General features: G+C 52.8%; 2 protein-coding genes. One reads left to right on the forward strand and one right to left on the reverse strand.

The window, feature by feature from the left end; translation table 11 throughout:
* The first annotated feature begins 324 nt into the window (after positions 1-324).
* Entirely contained in the window at positions 325-14,610 is a 14,286-nt protein-coding gene (locus tag OCU50_RS06145) for a VCBS domain-containing protein (protein WP_261809199.1), read from the forward strand.
* 70 nt (positions 14,611-14,680) lie between these two features.
* Here OCU50_RS06145 and OCU50_RS06150 read toward each other — a convergent pair whose 3' ends face one another.
* Entirely contained in the window at positions 14,681-15,874 is a 1,194-nt protein-coding gene (locus tag OCU50_RS06150) for a class I SAM-dependent methyltransferase (RefSeq protein ID WP_060467623.1), read from the reverse strand.
* Between the last annotated feature and the right edge of the window lie 108 nt (positions 15,875-15,982).

Below are 15,982 nucleotides of genomic sequence, written 5' to 3' on the forward strand. Positions count from 1 at the left end.
AAAAACCACGTTCGCTAACCTAGTGAACGTAAATAGTTGTAAAAATGTTAACCGATTAATGCGCATTTTATGGTGTTATCGAGAGCATTAATCTTATGTGTTTAAACCTATTATTTATCGTAAACACAATAGCTTATATCGTTGATATGAGCACTTTGATTATTGTGTGATGTGATCACTGTCATTACCTTGTCACTTAGCTTGATAAATACTAGATTCATAACTAGGAATTATACGTTGTTAAGTGTTATATTTTAACTAATATTATAAATAAGATGTCATAAGTTTGACGTTGCTAATGAAAAGTGGGTTTTAGGGGATTATATGGACATGACAGTATTGAATTTGGTTAGTGTACTTGCACTTGGTCAGCGCATTGTTATCTCACTCGATGGTACGATTCGAGTCCTACAAGATGGTGAGTCTCTACAACCAGGAGACGTAATTCTTGAGTCCCCAGATGAATCTCAGATATCAATAAAACGATTTTCACCTGAAGACGGCAGCGAAGTTGAGCTTGAACAAGACATCGCAAATATCTTTGCGGCTTTAGAGGAAGGTCAAGACCCGACCGAATTAGGTGAAGAATTTGCGACTGAAGCCGGCCAAAATGGTTCGAGTATAAGTATCAGTGCAACCATTGAGCGAGATGCTCAAGAAACTACCCCAGGTACCGAATTTGTAACAACGGGCTTTGAAGCGTTGGGTATGTCTCGTACTCAAAGCTTGAGTCTGCTAGATGCTTTCCGCTCGATTGAGCAATCTAACAACGAACCCACTTTTGTCGATAACAATAATTCACCTGTCGGTGACACTGCCTCTTTTACAACAAATGAAGACACGGCAGTAAACGGAACCCTTTCAGCCTCAGACGAAGACGGTGACTCTCTATCTTTCACCAAAGCGACAGATCCAGCAAACGGAACTGTTGTCGTTGATGAGAGTGGCGACTGGACTTACACACCTAATGAAAACTATAACGGTGATGACAGCTTCACGGTAGAAGTTTCTGACGGCCAAGGTGGCACAGATACCATAACCGTTAATATTGGTGTAGTGGCAAGCGACGATAAAGCGGTCGTGACCCCAAACAAAGATGGCGACGACGCGGGCGCGGTGCAAGAAGACGTGACCGACCTAGCGACAGGCAAGTTGGACGTGGTTGACCCAGATGCGGGCGAAGCGACCTTCACGGCGCAAACCGATGCGGCGGGCTCATACGGCACGTTCAACATCGGCACCGATGGCGTGTGGACGTACTCTCTGACTAACGACTTGGACGCGGTTCAAGAGCTGGGCGAGGGAGATACGTTAACGGAAACCTTCACAGTGACGTCGGCAGACGGCACAGAGCATGACATCACGGTGACCATCAACGGCACGAACGACCTACCAGAGATCGGTACGGGTGACGGCGTGGATGCGGGCGAAGTGACGGAAGACACCAGCTTGAGCACGGGCGGCACACTGACGATCAGTGATGACGATGCGGGCGAAGCGACCTTCACGGCGCAAACCGATGCGGCGGGCTCATACGGCACGTTCAACATCGGCACCGATGGCGTGTGGACGTACTCTCTGACTAACGACTTGGACGCGGTTCAAGAGCTGGGCGAGGGAGATACGTTAACGGAAACCTTCACAGTGACGTCGGCAGACGGCACAGAGCATGACATCACGGTGACCATCAACGGCACGAACGACCTACCAGAGATCGGTACGGGTGACGGCGTGGATGCGGGCGAAGTGACGGAAGACACCAGCTTGAGCACGGGCGGCACACTGACGATCAGTGATGACGATGCGGGCGAAGCGACCTTCACGGCGCAAACCGATGCGGCGGGCTCATACGGCACGTTCAACATCGGCACCGATGGCGTGTGGACGTACTCTCTGACTAACGACTTGGACGCGGTTCAAGAGCTGGGCGAGGGAGATACGTTAACGGAAACCTTCACAGTGACGTCGGCAGACGGCACAGAGCATGACATCACGGTGACCATCAACGGCACGAACGACCTACCAGAGATCGGTACGGGTGACGGCGTGGATGCGGGCGAAGTGACGGAAGACACCAGCTTGAGCACGGGCGGCACACTGACGATCAGTGATGACGATGCGGGCGAAGCGACCTTCACGGCGCAAACCGATGCGGCGGGCTCATACGGCACGTTCAACATCGGCACCGATGGCGTGTGGACGTACTCTCTGACTAACGACTTGGACGCGGTTCAAGAGCTGGGCGAGGGAGATACGTTAACGGAAACCTTCACAGTGACGTCGGCAGACGGCACAGAGCATGACATCACGGTGACCATCAACGGCACGAACGACCTACCAGAGATCGGTACGGGTGACGGCGTGGATGCGGGCGAAGTGACGGAAGACACCAGCTTGAGCACGGGCGGCACACTGACGATCAGTGATGACGATGCGGGCGAAGCGACCTTCACGGCGCAAACCGATGCGGCGGGCTCATACGGCACGTTCAACATCGGCACCGATGGCGTGTGGACGTACTCTCTGACTAACGACTTGGACGCGGTTCAAGAGCTGGGCGAGGGAGATACGTTAACGGAAACCTTCACAGTGACGTCGGCAGACGGCACAGAGCATGACATCACGGTGACCATCAACGGCACGAACGACCTACCAGAGATCGGTACGGGTGACGGCGTGGATGCGGGCGAAGTGACGGAAGACACCAGCTTGAGCACGGGCGGCACACTGACGATCAGTGATGACGATGCGGGCGAAGCGACCTTCACGGCGCAAACCGATGCGGCGGGCTCATACGGCACGTTCAACATCGGCACCGATGGCGTGTGGACGTACTCTCTGACTAACGACTTGGACGCGGTTCAAGAGCTGGGCGAGGGAGATACGTTAACGGAAACCTTCACAGTGACGTCGGCAGACGGCACAGAGCATGACATCACGGTGACCATCAACGGCACGAACGACCTACCAGAGATCGGTACGGGTGACGGCGTGGATGCGGGCGAAGTGACGGAAGACACCAGCTTGAGCACGGGCGGCACACTGACGATCAGTGATGACGATGCGGGCGAAGCGACCTTCACGGCGCAAACCGATGCGGCGGGCTCATACGGCACGTTCAACATCGGCACCGATGGCGTGTGGACGTACTCTCTGACTAACGACTTGGACGCGGTTCAAGAGCTGGGCGAGGGAGATACGTTAACGGAAACCTTCACAGTGACGTCGGCAGACGGCACAGAGCATGACATCACGGTGACCATCAACGGCACGAACGACCTACCAGAGATCGGTACGGGTGACGGCGTGGATGCGGGCGAAGTGACGGAAGACACCAGCTTGAGCACGGGCGGCACACTGACGATCAGTGATGACGATGCGGGCGAAGCGACCTTCACGGCGCAAACCGATGCGGCGGGCTCATACGGCACGTTCAACATCGGCACCGATGGCGTGTGGACGTACTCTCTGACTAACGACTTGGACGCGGTTCAAGAGCTGGGCGAGGGAGATACGTTAACGGAAACCTTCACAGTGACGTCGGCAGACGGCACAGAGCATGACATCACGGTGACCATCAACGGCACGAACGACCTACCAGAGATCGGTACGGGTGACGGCGTGGATGCGGGCGAAGTGACGGAAGACACCAGCTTGAGCACGGGCGGCACACTGACGATCAGTGATGACGATGCGGGCGAAGCGACCTTCACGGCGCAAACCGATGCGGCGGGCTCATACGGCACGTTCAACATCGGCACCGATGGCGTGTGGACGTACTCTCTGACTAACGACTTGGACGCGGTTCAAGAGCTGGGCGAGGGAGATACGTTAACGGAAACCTTCACAGTGACGTCGGCAGACGGCACAGAGCATGACATCACGGTGACCATCAACGGCACGAACGACCTACCAGAGATCGGTACGGGTGACGGCGTGGATGCGGGCGAAGTGACGGAAGACACCAGCTTGAGCACGGGCGGCACACTGACGATCAGTGATGACGATGCGGGCGAAGCGACCTTCACGGCGCAAACCGATGCGGCGGGCTCATACGGCACGTTCAACATCGGCACCGATGGCGTGTGGACGTACTCTCTGACTAACGACTTGGACGCGGTTCAAGAGCTGGGCGAGGGAGATACGTTAACGGAAACCTTCACAGTGACGTCGGCAGACGGCACAGAGCATGACATCACGGTGACCATCAACGGCACGAACGACCTACCAGAGATCGGTACGGGTGACGGCGTGGATGCGGGCGAAGTGACGGAAGACACCAGCTTGAGCACGGGCGGCACACTGACGATCAGTGATGACGATGCGGGCGAAGCGACCTTCACGGCGCAAACCGATGCGGCGGGCTCATACGGCACGTTCAACATCGGCACCGATGGCGTGTGGACGTACTCTCTGACTAACGACTTGGACGCGGTTCAAGAGCTGGGCGAGGGAGATACGTTAACGGAAACCTTCACAGTGACGTCGGCAGACGGCACAGAGCATGACATCACGGTGACCATCAACGGCACGAACGACCTACCAGAGATCGGTACGGGTGACGGCGTGGATGCGGGCGAAGTGACGGAAGACACCAGCTTGAGCACGGGCGGCACACTGACGATCAGTGATGACGATGCGGGCGAAGCGACCTTCACGGCGCAAACCGATGCGGCGGGCTCATACGGCACGTTCAACATCGGCACCGATGGCGTGTGGACGTACTCTCTGACTAACGACTTGGACGCGGTTCAAGAGCTGGGCGAGGGAGATACGTTAACGGAAACCTTCACAGTGACGTCGGCAGACGGCACAGAGCATGACATCACGGTGACCATCAACGGCACGAACGACCTACCAGAGATCGGTACGGGTGACGGCGTGGATGCGGGCGAAGTGACGGAAGACACCAGCTTGAGCACGGGCGGCACACTGACGATCAGTGATGACGATGCGGGCGAAGCGACCTTCACGGCGCAAACCGATGCGGCGGGCTCATACGGCACGTTCAACATCGGCACCGATGGCGTGTGGACGTACTCTCTGACTAACGACTTGGACGCGGTTCAAGAGCTGGGCGAGGGAGATACGTTAACGGAAACCTTCACAGTGACGTCGGCAGACGGCACAGAGCATGACATCACGGTGACCATCAACGGCACGAACGACCTACCAGAGATCGGTACGGGTGACGGCGTGGATGCGGGCGAAGTGACGGAAGACACCAGCTTGAGCACGGGCGGCACACTGACGATCAGTGATGACGATGCGGGCGAAGCGACCTTCACGGCGCAAACCGATGCGGCGGGCTCATACGGCACGTTCAACATCGGCACCGATGGCGTGTGGACGTACTCTCTGACTAACGACTTGGACGCGGTTCAAGAGCTGGGCGAGGGAGATACGTTAACGGAAACCTTCACAGTGACGTCGGCAGACGGCACAGAGCATGACATCACGGTGACCATCAACGGCACGAACGACCTACCAGAGATCGGTACGGGTGACGGCGTGGATGCGGGCGAAGTGACGGAAGACACCAGCTTGAGCACGGGCGGCACACTGACGATCAGTGATGACGATGCGGGCGAAGCGACCTTCACGGCGCAAACCGATGCGGCGGGCTCATACGGCACGTTCAACATCGGCACCGATGGCGTGTGGACGTACTCTCTGACTAACGACTTGGACGCGGTTCAAGAGCTGGGCGAGGGAGATACGTTAACGGAAACCTTCACAGTGACGTCGGCAGACGGCACAGAGCATGACATCACGGTGACCATCAACGGCACGAACGACCTACCAGAGATCGGTACGGGTGACGGCGTGGATGCGGGCGAAGTGACGGAAGACACCAGCTTGAGCACGGGCGGCACACTGACGATCAGTGATGACGATGCGGGCGAAGCGACCTTCACGGCGCAAACCGATGCGGCGGGCTCATACGGCACGTTCAACATCGGCACCGATGGCGTGTGGACGTACTCTCTGACTAACGACTTGGACGCGGTTCAAGAGCTGGGCGAGGGAGATACGTTAACGGAAACCTTCACAGTGACGTCGGCAGACGGCACAGAGCATGACATCACGGTGACCATCAACGGCACGAACGACCTACCAGAGATCGGTACGGGTGACGGCGTGGATGCGGGCGAAGTGACGGAAGACACCAGCTTGAGCACGGGCGGCACACTGACGATCAGTGATGACGATGCGGGCGAAGCGACCTTCACGGCGCAAACCGATGCGGCGGGCTCATACGGCACGTTCAACATCGGCACCGATGGCGTGTGGACGTACTCTCTGACTAACGACTTGGACGCGGTTCAAGAGCTGGGCGAGGGAGATACGTTAACGGAAACCTTCACAGTGACGTCGGCAGACGGCACAGAGCATGACATCACGGTGACCATCAACGGCACGAACGACCTACCAGAGATCGGTACGGGTGACGGCGTGGATGCGGGCGAAGTGACGGAAGACACCAGCTTGAGCACGGGCGGCACACTGACGATCAGTGATGACGATGCGGGCGAAGCGACCTTCACGGCGCAAACCGATGCGGCGGGCTCATACGGCACGTTCAACATCGGCACCGATGGCGTGTGGACGTACTCTCTGACTAACGACTTGGACGCGGTTCAAGAGCTGGGCGAGGGAGATACGTTAACGGAAACCTTCACAGTGACGTCGGCAGACGGCACAGAGCATGACATCACGGTGACCATCAACGGCACGAACGACCTACCAGAGATCGGTACGGGTGACGGCGTGGATGCGGGCGAAGTGACGGAAGACACCAGCTTGAGCACGGGCGGCACACTGACGATCAGTGATGACGATGCGGGCGAAGCGACCTTCACGGCGCAAACCGATGCGGCGGGCTCATACGGCACGTTCAACATCGGCACCGATGGCGTGTGGACGTACTCTCTGACTAACGACTTGGACGCGGTTCAAGAGCTGGGCGAGGGAGATACGTTAACGGAAACCTTCACAGTGACGTCGGCAGACGGCACAGAGCATGACATCACGGTGACCATCAACGGCACGAACGACCTACCAGAGATCGGTACGGGTGACGGCGTGGATGCGGGCGAAGTGACGGAAGACACCAGCTTGAGCACGGGCGGCACACTGACGATCAGTGATGACGATGCGGGCGAAGCGACCTTCACGGCGCAAACCGATGCGGCGGGCTCATACGGCACGTTCAACATCGGCACCGATGGCGTGTGGACGTACTCTCTGACTAACGACTTGGACGCGGTTCAAGAGCTGGGCGAGGGAGATACGTTAACGGAAACCTTCACAGTGACGTCGGCAGACGGCACAGAGCATGACATCACGGTGACCATCAACGGCACGAACGACCTACCAGAGATCGGTACGGGTGACGGCGTGGATGCGGGCGAAGTGACGGAAGACACCAGCTTGAGCACGGGCGGCACACTGACGATCAGTGATGACGATGCGGGCGAAGCGACCTTCACGGCGCAAACCGATGCGGCGGGCTCATACGGCACGTTCAACATCGGCACCGATGGCGTGTGGACGTACTCTCTGACTAACGACTTGGACGCGGTTCAAGAGCTGGGCGAGGGAGATACGTTAACGGAAACCTTCACAGTGACGTCGGCAGACGGCACAGAGCATGACATCACGGTGACCATCAACGGCACGAACGACCTACCAGAGATCGGTACGGGTGACGGCGTGGATGCGGGCGAAGTGACGGAAGACACCAGCTTGAGCACGGGCGGCACACTGACGATCAGTGATGACGATGCGGGCGAAGCGACCTTCACGGCGCAAACCGATGCGGCGGGCTCATACGGCACGTTCAACATCGGCACCGATGGCGTGTGGACGTACTCTCTGACTAACGACTTGGACGCGGTTCAAGAGCTGGGCGAGGGAGATACGTTAACGGAAACCTTCACAGTGACGTCGGCAGACGGCACAGAGCATGACATCACGGTGACCATCAACGGCACGAACGACCTACCAGAGATCGGTACGGGTGACGGCGTGGATGCGGGCGAAGTGACGGAAGACACCAGCTTGAGCACGGGCGGCACACTGACGATCAGTGATGACGATGCGGGCGAAGCGACCTTCACGGCGCAAACCGATGCGGCGGGCTCATACGGCACGTTCAACATCGGCACCGATGGCGTGTGGACGTACTCTCTGACTAACGACTTGGACGCGGTTCAAGAGCTGGGCGAGGGAGATACGTTAACGGAAACCTTCACAGTGACGTCGGCAGACGGCACAGAGCATGACATCACGGTGACCATCAACGGCACGAACGACCTACCAGAGATCGGTACGGGTGACGGCGTGGATGCGGGCGAAGTGACGGAAGACACCAGCTTGAGCACGGGCGGCACACTGACGATCAGTGATGACGATGCGGGCGAAGCGACCTTCACGGCGCAAACCGATGCGGCGGGCTCATACGGCACGTTCAACATCGGCACCGATGGCGTGTGGACGTACTCTCTGACTAACGACTTGGACGCGGTTCAAGAGCTGGGCGAGGGAGATACGTTAACGGAAACCTTCACAGTGACGTCGGCAGACGGCACAGAGCATGACATCACGGTGACCATCAACGGCACGAACGACCTACCAGAGATCGGTACGGGTGACGGCGTGGATGCGGGCGAAGTGACGGAAGACACCAGCTTGAGCACGGGCGGCACACTGACGATCAGTGATGACGATGCGGGCGAAGCGACCTTCACGGCGCAAACCGATGCGGCGGGCTCATACGGCACGTTCAACATCGGCACCGATGGCGTGTGGACGTACTCTCTGACTAACGACTTGGACGCGGTTCAAGAGCTGGGCGAGGGAGATACGTTAACGGAAACCTTCACAGTGACGTCGGCAGACGGCACAGAGCATGACATCACGGTGACCATCAACGGCACGAACGACCTACCAGAGATCGGTACGGGTGACGGCGTGGATGCGGGCGAAGTGACGGAAGACACCAGCTTGAGCACGGGCGGCACACTGACGATCAGTGATGACGATGCGGGCGAAGCGACCTTCACGGCGCAAACCGATGCGGCGGGCTCATACGGCACGTTCAACATCGGCACCGATGGCGTGTGGACGTACTCTCTGACTAACGACTTGGACGCGGTTCAAGAGCTGGGCGAGGGAGATACGTTAACGGAAACCTTCACAGTGACGTCGGCAGACGGCACAGAGCATGACATCACGGTGACCATCAACGGCACGAACGACCTACCAGAGATCGGTACGGGTGACGGCGTGGATGCGGGCGAAGTGACGGAAGACACCAGCTTGAGCACGGGCGGCACACTGACGATCAGTGATGACGATGCGGGCGAAGCGACCTTCACGGCGCAAACCGATGCGGCGGGCTCATACGGCACGTTCAACATCGGCACCGATGGCGTGTGGACGTACTCTCTGACTAACGACTTGGACGCGGTTCAAGAGCTGGGCGAGGGAGATACGTTAACGGAAACCTTCACAGTGACGTCGGCAGACGGCACAGAGCATGACATCACGGTGACCATCAACGGCACGAACGACCTACCAGAGATCGGTACGGGTGACGGCGTGGATGCGGGCGAAGTGACGGAAGACACCAGCTTGAGCACGGGCGGCACACTGACGATCAGTGATGACGATGCGGGCGAAGCGACCTTCACGGCGCAAACCGATGCGGCGGGCTCATACGGCACGTTCAACATCGGCACCGATGGCGTGTGGACGTACTCTCTGACTAACGACTTGGACGCGGTTCAAGAGCTGGGCGAGGGAGATACGTTAACGGAAACCTTCACAGTGACGTCGGCAGACGGCACAGAGCATGACATCACGGTGACCATCAACGGCACGAACGACCTACCAGAGATCGGTACGGGTGACGGCGTGGATGCGGGCGAAGTGACGGAAGACACCAGCTTGAGCACGGGCGGCACACTGACGATCAGTGATGACGATGCGGGCGAAGCGACCTTCACGGCGCAAACCGATGCGGCGGGCTCATACGGCACGTTCAACATCGGCACCGATGGCGTGTGGACGTACTCTCTGACTAACGACTTGGACGCGGTTCAAGAGCTGGGCGAGGGAGATACGTTAACGGAAACCTTCACAGTGACGTCGGCAGACGGCACAGAGCATGACATCACGGTGACCATCAACGGCACGAACGACCTACCAGAGATCGGTACGGGTGACGGCGTGGATGCGGGCGAAGTGACGGAAGACACCAGCTTGAGCACGGGCGGCACACTGACGATCAGTGATGACGATGCGGGCGAAGCGACCTTCACGGCGCAAACCGATGCGGCGGGCTCATACGGCACGTTCAACATCGGCACCGATGGCGTGTGGACGTACTCTCTGACTAACGACTTGGACGCGGTTCAAGAGCTGGGCGAGGGAGATACGTTAACGGAAACCTTCACAGTGACGTCGGCAGACGGCACAGAGCATGACATCACGGTGACCATCAACGGCACGAACGATGCGGCGACTGTAACAACGTCACAGCAATCTCCAATCACAACTAATGAAGACACCTCAACCGTCATCGAATGGGACTCGTTCGGAATAACAGACGTTGATTCACCTGATTCAGCTCTAGGTATTGAGATTACCGATTTACCAGATAACGGGAAGTTCGAATATTTCGGTGATGATGGTCAGTGGCATGATATTTCGGTTGGTCAAGTTATTGACAAGGACGAGTTTGATGCAGATAGAGTTCGATTTACTCCGGATGACGATGAGTCAGGGTATGATAATCACTCAGCTCCAGGGATAGGCGATCAACAACAAGATTATGCACAGATTGGTTTCAAACCAACTGATGGCGTAAATGTAGGCGGGGAGTCGACTGTAGCGATAAATGTTACTCCAATTGCTGACGCGCCTAACTTGTTCACCGGCATCGATGGAATTGAACTTCCGGACCAACAATTCAAAGTAAGTATGTGGAATGGTGTCTCTGTTGGTTCTCAATATGGTGTTGGTAATGGTGTTGACCCTGATACCTTGATTAATGTCATCGATGATTTGGATGTTAGTAGTGCCTCTTCAAGCAATACGAATGACGTCCGAGACCCTAGTCAAGGATCTGGTCAAGCTACACTAATCACGGGGCTAATTTATCTAGAAGCCGGTACATCTTATGATTTCGTTGGTAACGCGGATGATAGTTTAGCGATAAAAATTGGTGGTGAGCTTACAGATGATGCTCGATGGGGGGATAGCAGTGGGAGTATCCATGGCATTGCATTTACACCAACTGTTTCTGGTTTTTATCCGATAGAAATTTATCATCATAATCAGAGTGGTCCTGGTAACTTCGATGTTAACGTTTCAGTAGACGGTGCGAGCCCTGTTAATTTAAATAACACAAACTTTGGTATTGTTAGTGACGTATCTCAGTTAGACAATATTGATATACGTACATCAGAACTGATTAATGAAAATGGTGTTGAGTTTTATCAAGTTTATACAACAAATGAAGGCCCACAGGATACGCGGATTCCATTGACAGAGCTGCAAGCATCGTTAAATGATACAGACGGTTCAGAGACTTTGGCTGTTAATGTAAGTGGTTTCCCTGCGGGGGCGGAGTTAAGCGATGGAGTCAACTCTCACACGTTTACCAACACGAGCGAAGAGTTTGATATCAGCCATTGGGACATGACAAATTTGACTGTCTTACCATCTGCAGGAAGTCACGACGATTTTACTATAGATGTCGAAGCGATCGCTAGCGAGAAGGATTCAACAAGTACTGCAACAACTTCTACTAGTATTGATGTGGTCGTCTACGAATACAATGCTACATACACACAACCTGATACTAGAACTGTAGATGAAGATAACAATGTTTCCGGCAACGTTTTATCTAATGATACTGACGCAGATAACACTTTATCATTGCAGTCAGTTGAAATAGGGGGGGCGCTCTATGACCTTGGTCAAACTATCACGTTGACTAGTGGTGAGTTAACGATTGACCAAGATGGTAGTTATTTGTTTGTTCCTTCTGACAATTGGTCAGGCGATGTCCCAACTGTAACTTATACGACAAACACAGGCGTAAGCGATACTCTTGATATTACAGTAACCGCGATTGCAGACGCTCCTCGTATAACTATTGCGGTCGGAGAATTACAACAAACACAAGCGGTACCTGATTTCGGAACGTCACCTAGCGATATTCGCAATCTCGTGAGTAATGGTGAAACCTCTATCGGAGATATCAGTTTCGACCACGTTGATCAGTCTCCAGCGTTCAACAATGGTAATCAAGGTGACGACTTGATGATTGCGCCAGATAATGCAGCGGCACAGCAGTTTGTGGGCGATCAGCAAGCAGTTAACTTAAGTCAACACGGTAGCGACACGTTTGTTGGTACCAGTGGTAATGATTCCTTTTATGGTGGGAATGGCTCGCAGGATAGCGAAGCGGAAACCGACACAGTTATCTACCAAGGTAAGTTGTCCGAGTACGATCTCGATTTTCGTGGTTTAGAGCACAGCCAAGTGTCGTATTGGCTAGTGAAAGACTTACTAGAAAGGGACACGTCTAGCGAGAATTCACCAACAACGGAAGACGGGGACCACTTATACGGTATCGAACGACTTATATTCTCAGATGCTATTGTTCAAATCGATAATGAAACTGGTAAATATACGGTTCTTCAAGATAGAGCCATACCATTAGACATTACAACCGAACTGGTCGATGTAGATGGTAGTGAGACCTTAAGTAGTGAAGTAACAATACAAGGGGTTCCTGAGGGAGTTGAATTGTACGTGGGCGGTCAATTGATTTCCCCAAATAATGACGGTAGTTACTCTGTAACTATCCCTGCATCCGGTGAGGTTAACGCTGAATTACGTATTCCGTACTCCCACGAAGGTGAAGTTGACTTTGAACTTTCTGTAACGGCAAGTTCAACAGAGTCAGGCAACTCTGATCAAGCAGTGACCGTAGAAACGGCTGATGTTAGCTTTAGAAGCTATGTACTTAACACCGGCTCCCATGGTGATGACAACATAGTAGGCTCTTTAGATAATGATTTAATTGTTGGTGACGTACAGGGGCTGCAGATCGTAGCTGGCGAGGATTACAATATCGCCTTTATACTGGATACTTCAGGCAGTATGGGCAGCGACGTTGATACTGCGAAGGACGAGTTGTTAGTTGTTTTTGACGCTATTTTAGAGAGCTCTCAAGGGCAACATTCAGGTGATGTTAATATCCTAATTACCGATTTTTCTAATGGTACTAATACGTCTGTTTCTGTGGACTTAAGTAGTCAAAACCCTAGAGCTCAGTTTGTTTCTGCTCTCGATAGTATTGTAGACAATGGAAGTGGCGGTACTAACTATGAGGCAGGTTTTGAGTCTGCTGTTGATTGGTTTGCTACGCAAAGTAGTGGGAACAATATTTCTTACTTTATTTCAGATGGTGAGCCTACCTCTTACTCTGAAAGTAAGTTAATGAGAAGCGATTTTGACGACATATTATTGGATTACGATGAAGCTACTAATACTGTTATTACCTTAGACGATTTAATCCCTGATGGATATACAAATGGAGTTATCAATTATCAGGGGAAAGTTTTGGTTGATGGTGATTCTAAGCTTTATTCTCCGTTAACCGGTGAACAAATTGGAGAACTGAGCATAAACGGATATTCTTTTGACTACTATGATAGAGGTGGAGTCAACAGACAAGGTCAACATATGTTTCAACTGTTAGCTTTACTGTCTGCTGTTGAAGCTATCGGGTTAGGTAGTTCATTAGATCAAGATGTTCTTGACGATTATGACTCTGACGGAGTAGTTGCGACATCTATTGATGTAACTAAACTTGCTGAGGTTATTTTAGGAAAAGAAATCGACCTGTTACAAGGTTCCGATGGAATTGATGGCCTAGCGGGTAATGACATCATATTTGGTGACCTCATGCAGTTTGACAATATTTCCGGTCAAGGTGTACCTGCGATTCAGAAATATGTGGCTCAGCAAACAGGTGAAGAGTTATCACTTGTGTCTGCTCGCGATATTCACACTTACATAACGGATAACGTCGACGAGTTCAATCAATCTAATGCAAATGACAAGGATGACGTTTTATCAGGTGGTGACGGTGACGACCTCTTATTTGGCCAAGGTGGTGATGATACGCTGATAGGCGGGCTTGGTGATGATATCTTAACTGGTGGTGACGGTGATGACTTGTTCCAATGGGTTGATCAACCGTTCCAAGATGATGTTGATACGATAACTGACTTTGCTTTGGGTCAAGATCACTTAGATATATCTCAGTTGTTGCCGACGGAAAATTCAATGTCAGATTTGCTTGAGCACATCACCATTGAAAAAGTTGATAATGGCGGGGGAGATAAAGACCTTGTTATTACAATTTCAGAGGGTGCAAATAACAGTGGTCAGACACAAACGATTGTACTCGATAACACGGGAAATCAGTTTGACTCTGTGAACGCTCAAGGTGATGGCAGTGTGATAAGCAGTGATTTGAGTAACTTGGTTAATCAACTCTTTGTAAATTTACCAGACCAATAACAAAAAGGGCCGAAAGGCCCTTTTTAATACGTCTGTTTTGCTATAAAAGCTAGATTCTAAAGATCTAAGATTACAACACCTTACAGGCAAAACCTTTCAGGTAGAAACCTTCTGGGTAGGCTGTATCTGTTAGGTGGTCGGCTGCTTGTTCGAAGCGCTCTACGAACTTAACAGTGCGGCCTGCGTCTAGTGCTGCATCGGCGATGATCTTTTGGAACAAATCGGTACCCATTAAGCCAGAGCAAGAGTAGGTGAGTAGAGTGCCACCTGGTTTCAGGATTTGCATCGCAAGCATGTTAACGTCTTTATAGCCGTTCGCGCCAGATGTCAGGTTGTTCTTACTTGAAACGAACTTTGGTGGATCCATGATAACGACGTCGAACTTCGTGCCTTGGTCTCTGTATTCGCGAAGCAGTTTGAAAACGTCTGCGTTTAGGAATACTGCTCGCTTTTTCGAGATGTCGAACTCATTTAGTTCAGCGTTGAACTTAGCTGTATCAAGAGCCAGCTGCGAGACGTCAGCATTGATTACACGCTTAGCATCACCTTTAAGGGCATACAGACCAAAACCACCGGTGTATGAGAAACAGTTAAGGACATCTTTGCCTTTAACGTATTTCATAGATTCTTTACGGCTATCACGTTGATCCATGTAGAAGCCCGTTTTGTGGCCTTCCATAATGTTCACGCTGATCTTCACGCCGTTTTCTTCAATGACTACTGACTTAGGTGGCTCTTCGCCATGCAGTACGCCAACAACTTGTTCTAAGCCTTCTTTTTTACGGACTGCTACGTCAGATCGCTCGTAAATGTTGCAGTCGGGGAAGCATTCAACTAAAGCTTCAACAAGAATACTCTTATTAAACTCAGCACCGGCGCTAAGTAGTTGGCAAACTAAGAAGTCTTGATACTTATCGATAGTGATACCGGGTAAACCATCAGACTCTGCTGCTGTTAAGCGATAGCCCGTTAGACCATCACGTTCAATGATATCTTCACGTAAAGACTGTGCGTCTTGAATTCGTTTTACGAAGAACGCCTTGTTGATTTCTTCTTTTTCAAATGTCCAAACACGAGCTCGAATTTGAGAGTCCGGTGAGTAAGCTGCTTTTGCAAGCCACTGACCATTTTGAGCATATACGTCTACAGTTTCACCTTGTTGTGGCTCGCCTTCGACCTTATCGATACCGCGTGAAAATACCCAAGGGTGTTTTCGGCGTAGTGATTTATCTCGGCCTTTAGCTAGATGAATTGAAGGAGTCATAATTTACTCTGTTTGTTGAATTTGAAGGAGGGGTATTGTCGGGGAAGTCCAGTTGAAAAGCAAATAAGAAAGGGCTGCAGAAGCAGCCCTAGCAACACTTTTTAATGA

The sequence above is a fragment of the Vibrio toranzoniae genome (assembly GCF_024347655.1).
GTDB lineage: Bacteria > Pseudomonadota > Gammaproteobacteria > Enterobacterales > Vibrionaceae > Vibrio > Vibrio toranzoniae.